Below are 20,417 nucleotides of genomic sequence, written 5' to 3' on the forward strand. Positions count from 1 at the left end.
GCCATGATGTGGTAAATTGGCAACCATTTTGGTTAGATAAGTTGCGGTCCCCAGGGCTGCTCTTTGATCCTCCTCCTCTTGAGCGGAATATCACGTGTTATTTAATACCTTTCCCTTTTTTCTGGTGTTTTTGCCTTTAGCGTTGACGGGCTATTTTTTTTCGTCACGCTTTTCACTGCGTCTTTCCGTCGTCTTTCTATTTTGCGCCTCGGTAGCGTTTTATAGCTATTGGGATGTCAAATTCCTGCCGGTTTTGGCGGTTTCCATTTTGACGAATTTTATGGCCGGCGGAAAGATATCGGATTGGCGCAGCCGGGGGCAAGCAGGTATTGCCAAGCGCTGGTTGATCGGCGGGCTTATATTTAACTTGTCACTGTTAATTTTCTTTAAATATTCTGATTTTTTATTGATGAATGTCGACTGGTTGCTTGGGCGCTCTCATCAATCATTGGCCTTAGCCTTGCCTATCGGGATATCGTTCTTCACCTTTACGCAAATTGCCTACCTTGTCGACGCTTACAGCGGCAAGGTGGCAGACTATCGGCCAGAAAGTTATGGCCTGTTCGTCACTTACTTCCCGCACTTGATCGCCGGCCCGATCCTGCACCATAAGGAGATGATGCCGCAATTTCAGGACCCCGCTACGCACGTCTACTCGCGTGGGAAAATAGTGCTGGGCATGATGTTTTTCTCGATTGGACTGTTCAAGAAGGTAGTCCTGGCAGACGGTGTTGCACGCTATGTCGGACCGGTATTCGATATTCATTACGCGCATCTGACCATGTTGGAGGCTTGGGCGGGTGCATTGGCGTACACCTTCCAGTTGTATTTCGATTTCTCTGCCTACTGCGACATGGCTTACGGGCTTTCCTACATGTTCGGTATCATATTGCCGATTAACTTTGACTCTCCATATAAGTCAACCTCCATTATTGAGTTCTGGCGCCGCTGGCACATCACACTTTCCACCTTTCTGCGCGACTATTTGTATATCGCATTGGGTGGAAATCGTCACGGCACGGTACGGCGATATCTCAATCTGGTCATCACTATGTTGCTTGGTGGACTCTGGCACGGCGCCAACTGGACCTTTGTGATGTGGGGGCTATTGCATGGCCTGTACTTGGTTTGCAATCACGGACTGCGTAGTCTGCTTGGCGATCGCCAAGGAAGACTGCTTAGCGCGCTTGGCGGAGCGGTAACGTTTTTGGCGGTGGTGGTTGGTTGGGTGCTGTTTCGTGCCAATAGCATGGCGTCAGCGGGCGCCATCCTGTACGCCATGGTGTCGCCGGCTACCGGATGGACCACAGCCGGGACTTTGCTGGGGATGAACCGCATCATGAATGTTGATTCCTGCCTGATTTGGCTGGTTTGCTGTGCCGCCATCGCGTTTCTGCTGCCGAACGCCTACCAGCTGCTGGGGAGGGGATCTCAACTGCAGCGTGAAGCCCGGCTGAGTACGGCCGGCGGCGGGCTGTTATTCGGCGCGCTGCTGATAATGAGCCTGCTTTGTCTGTTGGTAAGCGAGACCCGTGGCGTATCCGAATTTCTCTACTTTAACTTTTAATGGCTGCCATGCGTATTTTTTTTCCCATCATCCTGGGGGGGGTGCTGTCCCTGATCGGATTGGAAGCGATATTTCAATGTTTGCCGGTGGTGTCGGGGCTACGCCTGCAATCGACCACACAGGAGTTGCCTTTCAATCGGTATTTGCCCCGCTTGCCTTATACCTATTCGTATGGTTGGGCATTATCGAATGCGCGCCGTGGAGTGACCAATCAACAAGGCTTCAATAACTCGCCGGATTTCGCTGCCGGCGCGCGCGCCCTGGTGATCGGCGATAGCTTTGTCGAAGCGCTGATGCTGGATTATCCGCAGACGATACAGGGGAACTTGAATCGCCTGTCCGGAGGCGGCGTGTATGCGGGAGCTGCGTCGGGCAACGGATTGGCCGACACGCTGGAAATCGCACGCTTTTATATTCCTTTGATTCAACCGAAAAATCTGGTCATCGTGGTAGAGGAAGGGAATATGCTAAGCCTCGTCGAGCCTCCAGCGCGGGGACATAGCGGAATTCAGGAGCTCAATGGCAAGGTTCAGCTGGTCCATGCGCGCTACGAAGAATCGTCCAACAAGCAGCTGGTGTTGAAATCCGCGTTGGCGCGCTACATTTACTACAATCTGAAGGCGCGTGACTGGCTTTTGACGCCTGAGGCACATGCTGTGGTGCAGTTGCCGACCAAGCAGCAACTGACGCGGCGCGACCGCGCACTTGCCTACTATTTCCAACAGCTGCAACGGATAGCCGGGCAGAATACGCAGGTGATTTTTGTGGTCGATGGCGACAGGAAAGCCATCTATGATCCGCTGCATGCCAAGCAGATTTGGCGAGGGGATGACCGGGCGGCCTTCATCGATCGGGCGCGCAGCGTCGGATATCGCGTGGTCGACTTGCAACCGGTGTTTTCGCAACACTGGAACGTCTTGCACGAGCGCTTGGATTTCTTGCCCATGGATGGGCACTGGAACCAGGTTGCCCACCAGCTGGCTGCCCAACAAGTGTTGCCTTTATTGCAGTAGCAGCCGGAGCGGACCGGTACCTTGAGGATGGCAGGGCGCGGCCCGCCGCATTGTTTTTTTGCGAGCCTTTATGTCAACATGGTATATTTGAAATTACTTATCAATATCATTGAAGAGGTTCAAAATGAAAATGTATACCAATTTCGCGTCTGCCCTGACGGCGGTCGCCATGGTGTTTGGATTGGTGGGCAATGCGTATGCGGATGTGTCCTTGCTTACTCCGGCTGATGAAACGCAATTGGCCAACTGGCTGGGCAAAGCGACGATCAAGCTGACCAATATCTACAGCAAGGCCGCCGGCGATACGGCGGTGGACTTTCATCGGGCGGTCGACGGCAAAGGTGCAACCTTTTCGGTGATGGAAGCCACCAATGCTTCGGGCAGGACTTGGCTGATCGGTGGCTACAATCCTCAGAGCTGGGCGTCTGCGGGCGAGTACAACATGACCTACGACAATGCCCAGCGCACCTCGTTTCTGTTTAACCTCACTTCCTCCGAGATCCACCGTCAAACGCCCAAGGGTTATGTGTACGATTCCGTGGGCGCCTACCAGGCATACAACAACGCCAGCGTCGGCCCAACCTTCGGTCTGGGGCGCGATCTTTATGTGCCGTATAACCTGACGAGCGGCGGCGTGTCGTTGTTGTATTCCTATATCGATCCGGACACCGGTAATTTCTATAAAAGCATACTGGACGGTTCCACCTACTCGCAGCCGGACGTGACCTTCGGTGCGATTCAGGTGTTTCAGATCGGTGCGGTGCCGGAGCCGTCCACCTACCTGATGCTGGCGCTGGGTCTGGGCTTGGTCGCGGGCCTGCGTCTGACGCGGCGCACCCGCGCCTAAGTCAACAGCTTGCTGTAGACCGCCAATTCCTGGTTGATCCAGGCGTCGATGCCATAGGTGGCAACGATGTGTTCACGCGCCCGGGTGGCGACCGCCTGATAGTCGGCATAGCGATCACATACCATCAGCACGCAGCGCACGAAGTCGGCGACATCGTTGGCCTTGAAATAGCTGCCATGCAGCTCGGGCGTGGCGACTTGGCGGTGGCCTTCGATGTCGGACAGCACCACCGGTACCTCGCACGCCATCGCTTCGATCACGGCAGCCGGGCATCCTTCGTTATGGGACGCCTGAACGTAGATGTCGATGTCGGTATTGAGCAGCCCCGGGATGTCGCTGACCGGGCCGGTGAACCGCACATACTCGGCCACGCCCTCGGTCTGCGCCAGGGTCTCCAGCCCGGCGCGCAGCTGGCCGTCCCCCACCAAAATCAACTCGATGTCCCGGCGCTGATGCTCGCGCACCAGCAGGCCCATTCCTCGTATCATCAATTCGATATTCTTGACCGGATTGAAGCGGCCGACAAAGCCTAGTCGCATCCGCGTGCCGGGCGTGGCCGTGCCGATGCGGCGGAAACGGTGGATGTCGGTCGCGTTGGGGATCACGACAATACGCTCGGCGGGCACACCAAACCGCACCAGCATGGCGCCGATATGGGCGCCGACGCAGATCACTTTTTGCATCTGCGAGAGATCGAACACCCACTTGCGCTGCTTGATGCTGTCCAGATAGCGTCGCGTTCCGCGCGGCACCGGCGTGCTGCCGATGGTGCGAATGAATTTCGTCTGTGGGAAGAGCCGGGCGAGCTGGTTCAGCACGCGCGCGCCAGGATCGAAATACAGGTGGACGATGTCAAACCCGCCGTCGGCGATCAGGCGTCTGGCGGCGCGCAGATAGTGCAACAGCGCAAGAGGCCGGCGCAGCCCGAAAGCCGCCGGCAGGTTCAAATGCAGCTTGACATGGGGGGCGTAAGCCTGGGCGGCGGCGGCGGCGGCGGGCGTCTTCACGCCATCGAAGGCGATCTGCACCTCGTGACCGAGTTCGGCCAGACGCGCTGCCTGGGCCAACATCATCTGCTCCAGCGTGCTGAAGTTGTTGATCGGGTAGCCCATGAATCGCAAGATACGCATAGAGATCGAATTTCCATTCGCAAGTAGAGTGATGGCCTTCGGCAGCGATTGCCTTCAGATATGGTCCCCCCGACAAGAATCGAACTTGTATCCCACGCTTAGGAGGCATGTGCACTATCCATTGTGCTACGGGGAGGGCGGCATCGTGCGATGGCGCGTCGCGGACATGGACCGAACTGGCCCCATCGCAAAACGCCAGCAATTATAGCCGAGACTTTTACAACTTATGCGACCAATCGCGCCAGTATCGGTACAATGTTGACTCTATTCATTTTCACGACCGACTTTAGCGTCAATGCTCAGATCGTTCGCACAGCCCCCAAACAATTATGGCAGTTATTTCACTCTCCTCGGCGCAACTGGCGTTCGGCCACGTTGCACTTCTTGATCACGCAGAATTTTCCTTGGAAATAGGGGAGCGGGTCGGTCTGATCGGCCGCAACGGCACCGGCAAGTCCTCCTTGCTGAAGACGATTTCGGGACGCTTCAAGCTCGACGACGGCTTGTTGGTTATGCAACAAAACATCAAGATCGCCTATGTGGAGCAGGAGCCCGTGTTCGAGCCCACCATGCCGGTGTTCGACGCGGTGGCCTCGGGCATGGATCCGTTGCCGGCGCTGTTGAAGGAATATGATGCGCTGACCGGCCAGTTCGGGCTGGGGCGAGACGACGAAGTGATGGAGCGCATGCATGACATTCAGGTCCAGCTCGACGCGGCCGATGCGTGGAGTCTGACCAACAAGGTCGAGACCGTCCTCAACAAGCTGGACCTGCGCGGCGACATGTTGATGAGCACCTTGTCCGGCGGGATGCAAAAGCGGGTGGCGTTAGCCCGTGCGCTGGTTTCGGCGCCCGATGTGTTGCTGCTCGACGAGCCGACCAACCATTTGGACTTTACCTCTATCATGTGGCTGGAAGGGCTGCTGCGCGACTTCAAAGGCAGCGTGTTGTTCATTACACACGATCGCTCCTTCCTCGATAACGTCGCCACGCGCATTGTCGAGCTTGACCGTGGCCGCCTGTTGTCCTTCCCGGGAAATTTCACGGCGTATCAGGTGCGCAAGAGCGAGCAGCTGGAAATCGAGGAAGTGGAAAATGCGAAATTCGATAAATTCCTTGCTCAGGAAGAGGTCTGGATACGCAAGGGGGTCAAGGCGCGGCGGGTGCGCGACGAAGGGCGGGTGCGCCGGCTGGAGGCGCTGCGCCTGACTCGTTTGGCGCGGCGCGAGCAACAGGGCCAGGTCAAGCTGGAGGTGGGGGCTGGAGAGCGTTCGGGCAAGATTGTGGCGGAGCTGGAAAACGTGAGCAAGCGCTACGGCGACAAAGTCATCGTCAGCGACTTTAGCGGTACGATTTTACGCGGCGACAAGGTCGGATTGATCGGCGCCAACGGCGCGGGCAAGACGACGTTGTTGAAAATCATCCTCGGCGAAGAGCAGCCGTCGGGCGGCACCGCGCGCCTGGGGACCAAATTGCAGGTCGCCTATTTCGACCAGATGCGCACCCAGCTCAACGAAGAAGCCAGCCTGATGGATACCATCTCGCCGGGCAGTGACTGGGTCGAAGTCAATGGCCAGCGTCGCCATGTCATGACATACCTGAACGACTTCCTGTTCGCGCCGGAGCGCGCGCGCTCGCCGGTGAAGTCGCTTTCCGGCGGCGAACGCAATCGGCTGTTGCTGGCGCGCCTGTTCGCCAAGCCGGCCAATTGCCTGGTGCTGGATGAGCCCACCAACGACCTCGACATCGACACCCTTGAACTGCTGGAGGAGTTGCTGGAGGATTATCCGGGCACGGTGTTCCTGGTCAGCCACGATCGTACCTTCCTCGACAACGTCGTGACGCAGGTGATAGTGGCCGAGGGCGAAGGGCGCTGGCGCGAGTTTGTCGGCGGCTACAGCGATTGGGAGCGGGTGCGCGCGGTGCCAACGGCGGCGCCGGTGCGCCCGCCAGTGGCGGCGCCGACGCCGGCGCCGGTCGCCGGCGCCGCATCCAAGGGGAAAAAGCTGAGCTTTAAGGCGCAGCGCGAACTGGAGGAGTTGCCCGGACTGATCGCGGCGCTGGAAGACGAACAAGCCGCCCTCACGCTGCAACTGTCCGATCCCGACTTTTACAAGAAGAATGCCGCCGAAGCCAAGCGGGTCAACGCCCGGATTGTCACGATCGAGGCCGAATTGCTGGCGGCGCTGGAACGCTGGGAGGCAATCGAGGCCGGCGCGGGAAGCTGAGTGGCTGGGGGCGTGAATGTTGTTCAGTGTCGCGGCAATTTGTTGTAGTATGTGCACGGTTTCAGCCGGGCGGTGCCGCCGCCGCGCTTTCCCTTCCCCTTGCCGACAGGATGTTCGATGATAGTGCTTGCTTTGCCGCGACGCGCCGGCGTTGTTTCTGCGCCGCGTGGCCGCCATGCTTGACCGTGACGCGCGTGCGCGCGTGTTGCCGTTCATAATCTATATCGGCTTTATCATCGTGGCGGATGTTCTGGAACGCTGCGGGTGGACGGCGACGGAACTGCGTTGGCTGTACGGCGTCAAAATCAGTGCCGTGTTGGCGGCGCTGCTGTGGTACCGCCGCCACTATACGGAGCTCGCGCTGCCATTGCCGCGCGGCGGCGTGCTGGCGCTCTCGGTGCTGTGCGGCATCGCGGTATGGTGGTTGTGGATACGGCTCGATGCCCCGTGGATGGTGCTGGGCAATTCAGCCGGCTTCGATCCGCGCGACCAGCGCCAGATCGACTGGCTGCTGGTGGCGGTACGCCTGGCCGGGGCGGCACTGGTGGTGCCGGTCATGGAAGAGTTGTTCTGGCGCTCGTTTCTGATGCGGTTTCTCGATGCGCAGGCGTTTTTGCAGCACGATCCGGCACGGGTAAAAAACACAACCTTTATTATCACGGTGTTATTATTCGGCTTCGAGCACACGCTGTGGTTCGCCGGTGTCGTGGCGGGCGCGGTATATACGATCCTCTATATGCGCAGCCGTTCCTTGTGGGCTCCGGTCATCGCACACGGTGTCACCAACGGACTGCTGGGCGCATGGATAATTTCCACTGATCACTGGGCATACTGGTAACATAGATAACCAGCCTATTGATCTCTCTCAAAGATGAATGCCAATGTTGAGTTCTCAGCTAAAAAAAGATTCATTCCAGAATTATCGTAAAGTCACGCGCTTCCTGTCTTTGACCCGGCCGCTGGCCGTGCTGTTGGGCACGGCGGTGTGCTTGCCCGCTTCGGCCGCGTTGAGCGACACCGTCCACCCGTTTGCAGTCCTCACCTACAGCTACGAAGACAATTTGTTCCGCCTGCCCGACCAGGCGCCCGGGTTTGTCGGCAGCCGCTCCGACACCTTGTTGCAAACCGCCGTCGGCGCCTCGTTCGAACGGCCGCTGGGCCGCCAGGTGCTGACCGGGCAGGCGAAGATCAGCAATGTCAAGTTTTCCAAGTACGAGCAGTTGGACTATAACGGCAAGGATTTTTTGGCTGCATTGGAGTGGCATTTGGGCAATCATCTGGAGGGGCATGTCGGCGGAAAATATGCGCAGACCCTGACGCCCTTCACCGACTACCACAGCAATGAGCGCAACTTGCGGGTCCAGCGCCGCGAATACGTCGATGGCGCATGGCGTTTCCATCCCAGCTGGCAGTTGCGCGGCGGTTATTCGGAGGAGAAATTTACCTACGACCTGCTGGCGCAGCGCTACAACGATCACACCGAGGACGTGGCCTTCGGTGGCATCGATTTCCTGGCCGCCAGCGGCAGCCGGATCGGCGTGCAGCTGCGCCATCTGAAAGGGGCGTATCCCAATCACCGGCAGATCGGCAGCACGACGGTGGATGATGGCTATAGCCAGGATGAGTTGAAGGCCGACGTTAACTGGGCTTTCAGTGGCACCACGCAGCTGCAGATGCTGGTCGGATGGGCGCGGCGTGAGCATGTGTTTTTCTCCCAGCGTAACTCCAGCGGCGCCAACGGCAAGGGCAATCTCGTCTGGCGTCCGTTGGGCAAGCTGAGCTTTACCTTGTCCGGCTGGCGCGAGTTTTCCGCCGTGGAAAGTACTTTCATCAGCAACAGTTTCAACAAGGGCATGAGCGCGGCGGCAGGCTGGGACATTTCCGCGAAGCTGCGCGCCGATGCGTCGTGGCGCCGTGAGCGCCGCCAGTTCGACACCATCAACGGGGTGGTATTGCCCGGCGCCATAGAGGACTCCACCCGCAGCCTAAACGCCGGGCTGACCTATGCGCCCTTGCAGGCCGTGCAATTGAACGCGGGCGTGTTCCGTGAGTCCCGCACCGGCAGTCCCTTTGTCGGCACCAACAATTACCGCGCGAACGGCGCCTCCTTCAGCGTCAGCGCGCAGTTTTAAGATTTACTATGACGGTCAACGATATCCCTTTAATTTCCTTCTTTCAGCGCGTGGTCGATCCGCTGATTATCATGGGGTCCCTGTACCTGATCTCAGCGCTGCTGGGCGTGCCATTTACCGGCTATTCGCTGGTGTTGATGGTGCTGGCGTTCTTTATCTCGTCCGCAGTGTATCCGCATTTCGATCCCTACCGGACCTGGCGCAGCGGCCGCATGCTGGCGTTTTCCCGCGACATTTTCGTCGGCTGGATCGTCAGCGCCGCCCTGTTGTGGCTGCTCGGCGTAGCCAGCGGCCTGGCTTACCACTATGACGAAACAGTGGTATTGACTTGGTTCGTGCTGACCCCCTTTATCTTGCTTGGCATCCATCTGGCGGCGCGCAAGATGGGGGCGGGATCGCCTGCGGCGACGGAAGTAAGGTCGGTCGCCATCATCGGCGCCAACGATGTGGGCATTAAATTCGCCCGTACGATCGAAGCCAATCCCAATCTGTTCATGAGCGTGCATGGCTTTTTCGACGACCGCACCGAAGATCGTCGGCCGCCGTCGCTGAATCATCCGATGCTGGGCAGGATGGCGGACATTGCCGCCTTCGTCCGCGAGCACCATATCAAGATGATTTTCATTAGCCAGCCTATCTCTGCCCAGCCGCGGATACGCAAGCTGCTCGATGAGCTGCAGGATACGACCGCTTCGGTGTATTTTCTGCCCGATATCTACGTGTTCGACTTGATGCAGGCCCGCTTCGACAACGTCGGCGGCATGCCGGTGATCGCCATTTGCGAGAGTCCGTTTACCGGCCTCAACAGCATGATCAAGCGGATCAGCGACATCGTGCTGGCGCTGATCATCCAGTTGATGTTGCTGCCTGTTATGTTTGTCATCGCGCTGGCGGTGAAGTGCAGTTCATCCGGGCCGGTGATTTTCCGCCAGCGCCGCTATGGCCTGTATGGCGAGGAAATTATCGTCTACAAATTCCGTTCGATGACGGCCGTCGACGATGGCGACCATGTGGTGCAGGCAACCAAGAATGACCAGCGGGTGACGCGGGTGGGCGCCTTCTTGCGGCGCACCTCGCTCGATGAGTTGCCGCAGTTCATCAATGTGCTGCAGGGCAGAATGAGCATCGTCGGCCCACGCCCGCATGCGGTCGCCCATAACGAGCAATATCGAAAATTAATCAAGGGCTACATGCTGCGTCATAAGGTCAAGCCGGGCATCACCGGCTGGGCGCAGGTCAATGGCTTGCGCGGCGAAACGGAAACGCTGGATAAAATGGAAGCGCGTATCCGCTACGACTTGGACTATCTGCGCAGCTGGTCGCTGTGGCTCGATATCTGGATTATTTTACGCACGGTCAAAGTGGTGCTGGCGCGCGAAAACGCGCACTAGACGGGCGACATTAAGCGGGTCTTAATCAACAGTTGTTATAGTTGCATGGATCTGCGCCGGGCGGCAGCGGTGTTGCCGGTTTTTTCATCTCATTGGTATCATTGTCAATTATTAAAAATGACAATGTTTTTCCTCGGGAAGTAAATTTATAATATTGACAATCACCGACGTCCATCGCATACTTTTGACGAAAATCAGTTCAGTCCCTGCTGCGGGTCTTCGTTCCACGGCCGTGGGATGGCGCAGTGATTGCGTCCCGATCAAGGTAATAAATCTTAAAGGAAATATTTTGAAGCATCTTGATACCGCCAGCTCGATTCGCCCCCAATCTTCGCGCGCCTCCGGCCGCCTGCTGCGTGCCGGCGTGATGTTGACGGCGTTGGCCGCTTTGAGCGCATGCGGCGAGAAGGAAAAGAAGCCCGGGCAGGCACTGGCCAGTGTGAACGGCGAAGAAATTACAGTTTTGCAACTGAACGAAGAGTTGCAGCGCTCGGGCGTGCAGGCCGCGCAACAGGAACAAGCTAAACGGCAGCTGGTGGAGTCGCTGATCGACCGGCAGTTGCTGCTGAATGAAGCCGCCAAAGACAAACTCGACCGCGATCCGAAGGTGGTGCAGGCCGTTGAGCGGGCCAAGGCGCTGATCATCGCCCAGACCTACATGCAAAAACGTCTGGGCACGCCGGCCAAGCCGACTGCGGCGGAGGTGTCGGCGTATTTCGAGCAGCATCCGGAATTCTTCTCCCGCCGCAAGCAGCTCGACCTGCGGGAATTGGTGATTGCCACTGCCGACATGAACGACGACCTCAAAGCGGCCATGGACGCGGCCAAGTCGCTGGACGAGGTGGCGGCATGGCTCGATGCCCACAAAGTCAAGTTTAGCCGGACCCAGTTATCCAGGACGACGGCGGAGTTGCCGCCGGAATTGTCGGCGCGCTTGCTGGCGATGCCCAAGGGGCAATTGTTTATTATTAAGGAAGGTCAGCGCTCGTTGCTGATTTCGATTGCGGAGGTCCGTGACGCCGCCGTCACGTTGGAGCAGTCGACGGCGCAGATCGAACAATTCTTGTTCAATAAGAAGAACAAGGACGCTGCGGACGCCGAATTGGCCCGTTTGCGCGCTGCGGCCAAGATTGAATATCTGGACAAGACCTTGACACCGGTGAAGGCGGCGACGCCCGCGACGCCTGCGGCGGCCCCGGCCGCCCCGGCGGCCGCTGACGGCGCCGAGTCAGCCAACGCGCGCGGTGTGGCGGGGCTGAAATAACCCCGTCTGCGGTGCGAGGCGGATCAGGATAATTTTTACTATAAACGGGTAGCGTATGAAACGACTGATAGGTTGGACGATGGGTCTCTTGCTGGCTCTGGGTGTGGTTGGCGGCGCCATGGCTGCGGATATGTTGTTGGGGCCGGGGGATGCGATCAAGGTGTCGGTGTATGGCAGTCCCGACCTTGGGTTGGAAACCCGTGTCAGCGAGAGCGGCGCCATCACCTTCCCGCTGATCGGCGAAGTAGCGCTGGGCGGCCTGTCGGTCTCCAGTGCGGAAAAGAAGATTGCCGGCATGCTGGAAAGTGGCGGCTTCGTCCGCAAAGCCCAGGTCAACCTGGTCGTGACGTCGATCCAGAGCCAGCAAGTGTCGGTGCTGGGGCAGGTATTCCGCCCAGGCCGCTATCCGCTGGAAGGCAAGCGCAGCCTGGTCGATATGCTGGCGGTCGCTGGCGGGGTCAGCGCCGATGGCGGCGATACGCTGACGCTGATCCGCAAGCGCAATGGCAAAATTAGCAAGGATGTGGTCGACCTGGTCGAGATGCTGCGTAGCGGCGACCTGGAGCGGGATGTCGAGATGGCTGCCAATGACATTATTTATGTTGAGCGCGCGCCGCGCTTCTATATTTATGGCGAAGTGCAACGGCCCGGAACCTTCCGTCTGGAGCGGGCGATGACGGTGGTGCAGGCCCTGTCCACCGGGGGCGGATTGACCCCCCGCGGCACGGAACGCGGCATGGTGATTAAGCGCCGCGACGCCCAAGGCGTGGTCCAGGTCATCAATGCCAAACAAGACGATCTGCTCAAGGCCGATGACGTGGTGTATGTCAAAGAGAGCCTGTTTTGATTGCGTGCCAGCGATCCGCAGCAGCGCCACACCAGCCGTTTTAGCTTAGAAAGTGTATATATGAATTTCTCTCAATTTTTGTTGATATTGGGCGCACGCAAGAAGATCATCTTCTTTACGCTGCTGGCCACCGTCCTGGCGGCCTTGACCGTGAGTTTGCTTTTGCCTAAAACGTACAAGGCCACCAGCACCTTGCTCATGAATTACAAGGGCGTGGATCCGCTGACGGGACTGACCATGCCGGGGCAGTTGTTGCCCGGATACATGGCCACGCAAATCGATATTGTTTCCAGCAAAAAGGTCGCGCTGCTGGTTGTTGACCAGCTCAAGTTGGCCGCAAATCCGGCCGTGGTGGCGCAATATAACGACGTCACCGGCGGCGTTGGATCGGTGCGCGATTGGCTGGCCGAGCTGCTGCTGAAAAAGCTGGAAATCGTGCCGTCGCGCGAAAGCAGCGTGGTCGATATCAGTTTCAAGGGCTCCGATCCGCAGTTCGTGGCGGCGGTGGCCAATGCTTTTGCGGAAGAGTATCAGAAGGTCAGCATCCAGCTCAAGGTCGAGCCGATGAAGAAAGCCGCGCTGTACTTTGACGAGCAAACCAAGATGTTGCGCGACAATGTGGAGAAAACCCAGAGCCGGCTGTCCAAATACCAGCAGGAAAACGGCATCGTCAGCGTCGACAACCGTCTGGATGTCGAGTCGAACCGGCTCAACGACCTGTCGGCGCAGCTGGTGGGCGCGCAAGGGCAGCTGATGGAGGCGCTGTCGCGCCAGCGCATGGCCCAGGGCAGCTCGGCGGAATCGCCTGACGTGGCGTCCAATTCGCTGATCCAGAGCCTGAAGCTGGGCCTGGGAAATGCCGAGGCCAAGTTGTCCGAAATCGCCCAGCGCCTGGACCGCAACCATCCGCAATACCAGAGCGCCAAGGCGGAAGTCGATAAGCTGCGCCACGATCTCGACGAGCAGATCCGCATCGCCTCGCGCAGCGTCGGCAACAATGCCCAGATCCTGCAGCAGCGCGAAGCGGCCATCCGCGAAGCGCTGCAGACGCAGAAGAGCAAGGTGCTTGAGCTCAATCGCACCCGCGATGAAATGAACGTGCTGGCCAAGGATGTGGAAAGCGCGCAGCGCGCCTTTGACTCCGCTTCGCAGCGTTTCTCTCAAACCAAAATCGAAGGCCAGTCCGAGCAATCCGACATCGCCGTGCTGAACCCGGCCGTGCCGCCGATCGAGCCGGATGGTCCTAAAGTGGTCCGCAATATGTTGCTGTCGCTGTTCCTGGGCGTCTTCTTCGGCGTCGGCCTGGCGTTGGTGATGGAGCTGCTCAACCGCCGCGTGCGCTCGGACGCCGATTTGCGCGAGGCACTGGACATTCCGGTCTTCGGGGTGGTCGACTGGGCGCCGGCGCGCAGCCGGGGTGCCAAATTGAATTCGATATTGCCGCGCCGTTTGCGCCTTAATTAAGATGGAAGCCACGATCATGCAACCAGTGAACACCTTGGCCGCGCCGCCGCGCTCGGCCGACTCCAGCATCGGCGGTCTGCTGCTCGAGTCCGGAAAAATTACGCCGGAAAACGCTGAACGCGTCTTGCGCATGCAGAAAGAACTGGGCATACGCTTTGGCGAGGCGGCGCAACGGCTGGGATTGATTACCGAAGCCGATATCCAGCAAGTGTTGGCCCGTCAATTCGACTATCCCTACCTGCAACCCGGCGAGGGACGTTTTTCGCCGCTGCTGGTGGCGGCGTATCAACCGTTCAGCCATCAGGTCGAGGCGCTGCGCGCGGTCCGCAGCCAGCTGATGTTGCGCTGGTTCGCCCGCGGCAGGAAATCGCTGGTGGTGCTGGCGGTGGACCAGGGCGACGGCGCCAGTCTGTTTGCCGCCAATCTGGCGGTGGTGTTCTCGCAACTGGGCGAGCATACCCTGCTGGTCGACGCCAACTTGCGCCAGCCCAAACAGATGGAAATCTTCGACCTGCCCGCCAAACAAGGCTTGTCCGATGTGTTGGCCGGGCGCGCCGAACTGGACGCCATCGCCAAGGTGGACGCTTTTGTGGCGCTGTCGGTGCTGGGCGCCGGCACCTTGCCGCCCAATCCGGCCGAACTGCTGAGCCGCACCTCGTTTGCCGGCCTGAACGCGCAGCTCGAGTCGCGCTATGACGCCGTGCTGTACGACGTGCCGGCGTTTGCCGCCGGGTCGGACGCGCTGGCCGTGGCCTCGCGCGCCGGCGGCGTGTTGCTGATCGCGCGCAAGAACCAGACGCGGATGGCGAGCATCAGCAATATGGCCGAGCAGATGCGCCAGAACGGCGTCGAAGTGGTCGGTTCGGTCATGGTTGACTTTTGATGACCAGCCAAAGCCGCTGGGCGCCGCTGATGAGCCGCTTTGGTGACAGGTCGCTTTTGCCGTTGTGGTTGCCAATTGCGCTGGGTTTCCTGGTGCTGGCGGTGCCGACGCTGTACGGTCTGCTGAACGGCGTCTGGTCCACCGAGGAACAGGCCCACGGGCCGATTATTCTGGCGCTGTCGGTCTGGCTGATCTATCGCCAGTGGCCGGCGCTGCTGGCGGGCGGCGCCGGCCGCCCGGGCAGCCCGGTCGGCTGGGTGGTGTTGCTGCCGTCGTTGGCGATGTATGTACTGGGCCGCTCGCAGCAGATCATCTCGATGGAGATCCTGTCGCTGATCGGCGTGAGCGCCGCCATCGTCCTGCTGATGTGGGGCGGCAAGGGCTTGGCCACCGTCTGGTTCCCGTTTTTCTTCATGCTGTTTATGGTGCCGCTGCCGGGGCCGCTGGTCAGCCAGCTGACGATGCCGATGAAAATGGCGGTGTCCTACGCCACCGAGCATATCCTGTTCATGGCCGGCTTCCCGATCGCGCGCAACGGCGTCATCCTGCAGATCGGTCAATACCAGTTGCTGGTGGCCGACGCCTGCGCCGGCCTACAGACCTTGCTGACCCTGGAGGCGCTGGGCCTGTTCTACCTGAACGTGGTGCGCCACACGTCGCCGTTCCGCAACGTCACGCTGGCGCTGTTGATCATTCCGATTTCGTTCTCGGCCAATGTGATCCGGGTGATGGCGCTGACGCTGATTACGTATTTCTTCGGCGATGCGGCGGGGCAGGGCTTCCTGCATGGCTTTGCCGGCATGGTGTTGTTCATGACTGCGCTGATCCTGATCCTGAGCCTGGACACGATGCTGCAATGGATAGTTAAAAAACGCGCGGCAGCCGCCGCGTAACGAGGATTGGCGATGAAAAAAACTTTTACGGTCAGCCTGGTGCTGTGCCTGCTGATGGTCTCGTCGGCGGGCTTGACCCGGATCGTCACGCCGACCCGGAAAATGGCCGACAACCGGGAAAAGCTGCAGCTGGAGGCGATGATACCGCAGCGCTTTGGCGACTGGCAGATCGACACCTCGGTGGTGCCGTTGCAGGTCGATCCCGAGACCCAGGCGCGGCTGGACCGGATTTATAACCAGACCTTGTCGCGCACCTACATCAACCCGAACGGCGAGCGCGTCATGCTGTCGATGGCCTATGGCGGCGATCAGGGCGACAGCATGGGCGTGCACCGGCCGGAAGTGTGCTATGCGTCGCAGGGGTTCGAGATCAAGAAAGACCAGTTCGTCAATCTGGGCACCGACTATGGCGTGCTGCCGGTGAAACAGCTGCTGGCGGTGAGCGGCAACCGCAGCGAACCGATCACGTACTGGATCACGATCGGCGACAAGATGACGCGTCCCGATTTTGAACAACGCCTGCAGCGCCTGCGCTACGGGCTGGAAGGAACGGTGCCCGATGGCATGTTGGTGCGGGTGTCGACCATCGATACCGATCTGCCGCACGCCTACGGCGTGCAGACCCAGTTCGTCAAGGCCCTGCTCGACAGTCTCAACAAGAAAGACCGTGCGCGCCTGATCGGCACGTTCACGGGATAATGGCGCAATCGGCGGCTGCGCCTTGCTGGGAATCTATGGTGTTTGACTCGACTTATATGACGCGGCGCGGCGCCGCCCCGGTGCGGGCGGTTTTTTTTCCGGCGACCGGCGTCCGCTGCAGGCAGTACCGCGCATGAACGCGGGCAATGAACTCAAGCGCAAGAGCGTGGCGGCTGTCAAGTGGGCGGCGCTGGGGACGGTGGCGCGCTTTGCGCTGCAGCTCTGCACGCAGGTGATCCTGGCGCGGATGCTGGGGCCGGAAGTGTACGGCTTGTTCGCCATGGGGCTGGTGGTGATGACTTTCAGCAACTTCCTGGCGGATTTCGGGTTTTCGTGGGGCCTGATCCAGAACCAGGAGATCGACGAGCGCGATATCCGCTTTGCGTTCACGTGGCAGTTGCTGACCGGCGGCCTGGCCAGCGTCTTGCTGTTCGTGCTGGCGCCCACCGTGGCCGCTTATTTCCGCGAGCCGGCGGTGGCGCCCATCGTTCGCTGGCTGAGCCTGACGTGCGTGCTCAACGCCGTCACCGCGCCGGCCAGCAGCCTGTTGCGGCGGCAGATGGACTTTCGGGCGCTCAATATCATCCAGGTGGCCAGTTATATGATCGGCTACCTCGCGGTCGGCATTCCGTGCGCCTATCTGGGCGCCGGCGTGTGGGCGCTGGTGGCGGCCTGGCTGTCGCAGACCCTGGCGGCGCTCTTGCTCAGTCTGGCGCGCCATCCGCACTCGCTGCGTCCGCTGTTCTGGTATGCCGGCGCGCGCGCGTTCACCCAGATCGGCGGGACCGTTTTTGTGACCAATCTGTGCAACTGGTGCCTGAACAATCTGGACCGCATTTTCCTCGGCCGCTATCTGAATCCGCATGCGGTCGGGGTGTACAACGTGGCGTACAATTTGGCGAACACCCCCAATGCCTTGTTCCTCAGTGCGCTGCAACCGGCGTTCCTGGCGACCGGCGCGCGCCTGCAGGACGATATGGCGCGTCTGCGCGACACTTATCTGTCGGTATTGGCCGTGATCTGGATCGTGATCGGGCCGATGTTCGTCGCGCTGGCCCTGCTCGCGCCCGACCTGATCGCCACCGTGTATGGCGGCCGCTGGGCGGCGTCGGGGCCGATATTTGCGATACTGGCCTTGGCCATGCCGGCGTATATTACCTGGGGGCTGTCGACGCCGATCTTGTGGAATTCCGGCGGCAAACATCTGGAGAGCATGCTGCAATTGCCGCTGCTGCTGCTGATGGTGTACGCGTTGATGACGCTGGCGCCGCAGGGGCCGGTCATGGTCGCGACGATCGCGGCCTGCGCCTTGCTGGCACGCGCCGTGCTGATCGGCACGGTGGCCTGCCGCCGCGTCGGGGTCGGCGCGGCGGCGCTGGCGCCGCTGGCGTGGCGCGCCGCGCTGCTGATGGCGACGGCGGCGGTCGCGACCCAGGCCGGCTGTCTGGCCGGGCGCGCGCTGGGGACGGCGCCCGCGCTGGCCTTGCTGTGCGGCGCGTTTAGCGGCGCCGGCGTCACGGCGCTGCTGGCGTTGCGCATGCCGCGGTTGCTGGGCGTGCGCGTGGTGCAGATGCTCGCGCGTTTCAGCCCGCCGCTGCCGCCGCGCTTGATTAATCACATGAATGCGGCTTGCAATAAAGGATAAGAGAACAGAATGGATCTGATAATTTTTGGCGCGGTGGCCCTGCTGGCCGCCTTCGCGCTCATTCTTGGGGCTGCCTTCGTATTGCACCTTGGCCACAAGCACGAACAGGGGCTGTTGCCGTATATCTTCTATCCGGTGTTGCTGTCGATTGGCATCGGCGCTTTGTTGTCTGGACGCAATTTATTCTTTTTCGACGAAATGATGCTCGCGGCGCCGGCCTCCAAGCACGCGGCGGTGGCATGGGCCAGCCGGGTGGCGACGCTGATGCTGCTGCTGGTGCCGTTTGAGCGTATCGGTCATCATTTGCTGGCGGGGCGGCGCCGGCCTGCGGTGCCGATGGCGTTGCTGTTTGGCTTCCTGGCCTTCTTTGTGACCAATATCGTCACCAGCGCCTTCTTGTCCGCTCACCATTCCCTGGTCAAGGATTACTTCATGTTCGCCGGGGCCGGCGTGGCGGCGCTGCTGATGTCGCGCAGCGAGGCCGAGAGCGCGCTGCGTGTCTTCCGCAACGGCGTGCTGGTGTTCATGTTGATCGGCGCCATGGTCGCGCCGGTGCGGCCGGAACTGGTGATGAGCCATAACTATTTCGGCATTTTGCCCGGCGTGCACATTCGCTACGCCGGCCTGAGCTCCCATGCCAACAGTCTGGGGCCGCTGTCGGTGACGTTTCTGCTGTGCTTGTGGCGCAGTCCGTACGCCAACCGTCTGCTGAGCTGGTTTGCCTGGGGGCTCGGCCTGGCGACCCTGCTGCTGACGCAGTCCAAATCCAGCTATATTTCCTTCCTGCTGGGCATGGCCTGCCTGATGTACTTCCAGGGCGAGCAATCGCTGGTGCGGCGCTTGCTGGATCACCGCCGCCCGCATCTGCCGGTGGCCCTGATTCTCGGCGCGCTGGGCGTGCTGGCCGTGGTGTGCCTGGCGTTCATGTTTGGCGGCATGGGCGACCGCATCACCCGCTTCTTCGGCTCCAGCGCCGGCGCAGAGCTGGTCAGCCTGACCGGCCGCGATGAGGTCTGGCGGATCGCGCTGCAGGAGTGGCGCCGCAGCCCCGTGTTCGGCTACGGCTTGACGATTTTTGATGACGCCTACCGCTATCAGATCCGGATTCCCTATGCGTATCACGCGCACAGCCAGTTCTATCAAAGCCTGGCCAGCGCCGGCCTGGTGGGCTTTTTCGGCTTGATCGTTTATCTGGCGACCTTGCTCTGGTTTGCCGTGCGGACCGTGCGCGCTAGCGAGGGCTTGTCGCTGGCGCTGTTCCTGATGCTGCTGTCGCGCTCGGTGAGCGAGGTGCCGATGTCCTTGATCGGCTTTGGTACTGAACAGATGATGCAGCTGCTGTTGCTGATGGTGTTGGCGGGCTATATGCGGCGGCCGGCGGCCGCTGCGGCGGCGGGGACGCCGGCAGTTGTTGTTCCTGCGCAAAACCTGGCCTACGCGCGCGGGGTACGCTGATGTTGTGTTCCGTAATCATGCCTTTGTACAACAAAGCGGCATTTGTCGAGATGGCGATACGCTCGGTGTTGAGTCAGTCCCATGCGCAGCTCGAAGTGATCGTCGTCGACGACGGTTCGCGCGACCATGGCGCCGACGTGGTGGCGGCGATGAACGAGCCGCGCGTACGTCTGCTGCGCGTGGCCAACGGCGGCGTGTCGCTGGCCAGGAACCGCGGCATCGAGATCGCCCGCGGCGAGCTGATTTGTTTCCTCGATGCCGATGATTGGTATCAGCCGGGCTATCTGGCCGCGGTCGTCGCGATGGCCGAACGCCATCCCGAGGGCGCGTTTTATGCGACCGATTACCGCCGCATTCCGGATGGCAGTGCCGAGGCCCAAGTGGGGGCGGAGCAGGTGCCGGCCCCGTTCGAGGTCATCGAAGATGGGTTTTACCGTCTGCGTTTCGGTTCGCTGTTTTGCACCAACTCGGTGGCGGTGCGGCGTCGCGACCTGCTGCCGTTCGCACCGTATTTTCCTGTCGGCGAATCGTTGGGCGAGGATTTGGACCTGTGGTTCCGCTTGATGGAGCGGCTGACGCTGATTTACTGTCCCACGCCGCTGGTCGCTTATCGGGTGGCCGTCAGCGGCAGTCTGGTCGCCAGCAATGCGGTCACCGCGCTGCTGCCGGCGCTGCAGCGACTGGAGCAGCGCGTGCAGGCCGGTAGCGTGCCTGCGGCCATGGGCGAGGCGGCGCTATGGCTGGTCGCCGACGCCCGCATCAGTGTGGCCCGTCACGCCTGCCAGAGCGGCCGTCGGCGCGATGCGCTGCGCCAGCTGTTGGGTATCCGCCACGGTCTGCGCGCCAAGCGCTGGTGGACCACGCTCTTGATGTGCTTACCCGGCGGCCGCAGCCTGGTGCAGGTGGGGAAAAGCTGGCTTTGAGGAAAAAACAGCCGGTTTAGCGCAACAGATGTTGTA

17 protein-coding genes and 1 tRNA gene are annotated in these 20,417 nt (G+C 60.3%); 16 read left to right on the forward strand and 2 right to left on the reverse strand.

The genetic code is table 11. The annotated features are described in order from the left end of the window. Window positions 1–94: 94 nt before the first annotated feature. From RUGAMON1_RS27560 to RUGAMON1_RS27570, 3 genes are all read left to right on the forward strand, one after another. The gene (locus RUGAMON1_RS27560) at window positions 95–1,567 is read left to right on the forward strand and encodes an MBOAT family O-acyltransferase (RefSeq protein WP_445233509.1); all 1,473 of its coding nucleotides are present in this window, start codon (window positions 95–97) and stop codon (window positions 1,565–1,567) included. Next, window positions 1,567–2,580 carry an alginate O-acetyltransferase AlgX-related protein gene (locus RUGAMON1_RS27565; protein ID WP_445233510.1) on the forward strand — a complete coding sequence of 338 codons (1,014 nt, stop codon included), beginning with the start codon at window positions 1,567–1,569 and terminating at the stop codon, window positions 2,578–2,580. Before RUGAMON1_RS27560 ends, RUGAMON1_RS27565 begins: the two co-directional genes overlap by 1 nt. A gap of 124 nt (window positions 2,581–2,704) precedes the next feature. After that, window positions 2,705–3,427 (forward strand): PEP_CTERM-anchored TLD domain-containing protein, encoded by a 723-nt coding sequence (locus RUGAMON1_RS27570; RefSeq protein ID WP_445233511.1) that lies wholly within the window; start codon window positions 2,705–2,707, stop codon window positions 3,425–3,427. Here RUGAMON1_RS27570 and RUGAMON1_RS27575 read toward each other — a convergent pair. Next, the gene (locus tag RUGAMON1_RS27575; RefSeq protein WP_445233512.1) at window positions 3,424–4,539 is read right to left on the reverse strand and encodes a glycosyltransferase family 4 protein; all 1,116 of its coding nucleotides are present in this window, start codon (window positions 4,537–4,539) and stop codon (window positions 3,424–3,426) included. The two genes, RUGAMON1_RS27570 and RUGAMON1_RS27575, sit on opposite strands and share 4 nt — an antisense overlap. Before the next feature lie 79 nt (window positions 4,540–4,618). Continuing rightward, window positions 4,619–4,693: transfer RNA gene (locus RUGAMON1_RS27580), tRNA-Arg, on the reverse strand. Window positions 4,694–4,886: 193 nt separating this feature from the next. Here RUGAMON1_RS27580 and RUGAMON1_RS27585 point away from each other — a divergent pair. The 13 genes from RUGAMON1_RS27585 to RUGAMON1_RS27645 all read left to right on the forward strand — a co-directional run bounded on the left by RUGAMON1_RS27585 (window position 4,887) and on the right by RUGAMON1_RS27645 (window position 20,381). Continuing rightward, window positions 4,887–6,785 carry an ATP-binding cassette domain-containing protein gene (locus RUGAMON1_RS27585; protein WP_445233513.1) on the forward strand — a complete coding sequence of 633 codons (1,899 nt, stop codon included), beginning with the start codon at window positions 4,887–4,889 and terminating at the stop codon, window positions 6,783–6,785. Between the two features lie 127 nt (window positions 6,786–6,912). After that, on the forward strand, window positions 6,913–7,623 hold the full coding sequence (locus RUGAMON1_RS27590) for a CAAX prenyl protease-related protein (RefSeq protein WP_445233514.1): 711 nt from the start codon (window positions 6,913–6,915) through the stop codon (window positions 7,621–7,623). A gap of 37 nt (window positions 7,624–7,660) precedes the next feature. Continuing rightward, a complete protein-coding gene (gene epsL, locus RUGAMON1_RS27595) occupies window positions 7,661–8,917 on the forward strand; it encodes an XrtB/PEP-CTERM-associated polysaccharide biosynthesis outer membrane protein EpsL (protein WP_445233515.1) in 1,257 nt (418 codons plus the stop codon). An 8-nt stretch (window positions 8,918–8,925) separates the two neighbouring features. Beyond that, a complete protein-coding gene (locus tag RUGAMON1_RS27600; protein WP_445233516.1) occupies window positions 8,926–10,308 on the forward strand; it encodes an undecaprenyl-phosphate glucose phosphotransferase in 1,383 nt (460 codons plus the stop codon). A gap of 289 nt (window positions 10,309–10,597) precedes the next feature. After that, a complete protein-coding gene (locus RUGAMON1_RS27605) occupies window positions 10,598–11,572 on the forward strand; it encodes an EpsD family peptidyl-prolyl cis-trans isomerase (protein WP_445233517.1) in 975 nt (324 codons plus the stop codon). A gap of 55 nt (window positions 11,573–11,627) precedes the next feature. Beyond that, window positions 11,628–12,419, forward strand: a complete 792-nt coding sequence (gene epsE / locus RUGAMON1_RS27610; RefSeq protein ID WP_445233518.1) for a polysaccharide export protein EpsE — start codon at window positions 11,628–11,630, stop codon at window positions 12,417–12,419. A 60-nt stretch (window positions 12,420–12,479) separates the two neighbouring features. After that, window positions 12,480–13,883 (forward strand): chain length determinant protein EpsF, encoded by a 1,404-nt coding sequence (epsF, locus tag RUGAMON1_RS27615; protein WP_445233519.1) that lies wholly within the window; start codon window positions 12,480–12,482, stop codon window positions 13,881–13,883. 16 nt (window positions 13,884–13,899) lie between these two features. Further along, window positions 13,900–14,766, forward strand: a complete 867-nt coding sequence (epsG, locus tag RUGAMON1_RS27620) for a chain length determinant protein tyrosine kinase EpsG (protein WP_445233520.1) — start codon at window positions 13,900–13,902, stop codon at window positions 14,764–14,766. Further along, window positions 14,766–15,659, forward strand: a complete 894-nt coding sequence (gene xrtB / locus RUGAMON1_RS27625; RefSeq protein ID WP_445233521.1) for an exosortase B — start codon at window positions 14,766–14,768, stop codon at window positions 15,657–15,659. The genes epsG and xrtB overlap by 1 nt, the downstream gene beginning before the upstream one ends. A 12-nt stretch (window positions 15,660–15,671) precedes the next feature. Next, window positions 15,672–16,358: an exosortase-associated protein EpsI, B-type gene (gene epsI, locus RUGAMON1_RS27630; RefSeq protein ID WP_445233522.1), complete on the forward strand. Its 687-nt coding sequence runs from the start codon at window positions 15,672–15,674 to the stop codon at window positions 16,356–16,358. A gap of 133 nt (window positions 16,359–16,491) precedes the next feature. Next, a complete protein-coding gene (locus RUGAMON1_RS27635) occupies window positions 16,492–18,003 on the forward strand; it encodes a lipopolysaccharide biosynthesis protein (protein ID WP_445233523.1) in 1,512 nt (503 codons plus the stop codon). Window positions 18,004–18,012: 9 nt separating this feature from the next. Further along, window positions 18,013–19,458, forward strand: a complete 1,446-nt coding sequence (locus RUGAMON1_RS27640; protein WP_445233524.1) for an O-antigen ligase family protein — start codon at window positions 18,013–18,015, stop codon at window positions 19,456–19,458. Continuing rightward, window positions 19,458–20,381 (forward strand): glycosyltransferase family 2 protein, encoded by a 924-nt coding sequence (locus tag RUGAMON1_RS27645; protein ID WP_445233525.1) that lies wholly within the window; start codon window positions 19,458–19,460, stop codon window positions 20,379–20,381. Before RUGAMON1_RS27640 ends, RUGAMON1_RS27645 begins: the two co-directional genes overlap by 1 nt. Window positions 20,382–20,417: the final 36 nt, after the last annotated feature.

Origin of the sequence: Duganella rhizosphaerae, assembly GCF_040364205.1 — a bacterium.
GTDB lineage: Bacteria > Pseudomonadota > Gammaproteobacteria > Burkholderiales > Burkholderiaceae_D > Rugamonas > Rugamonas rhizosphaerae.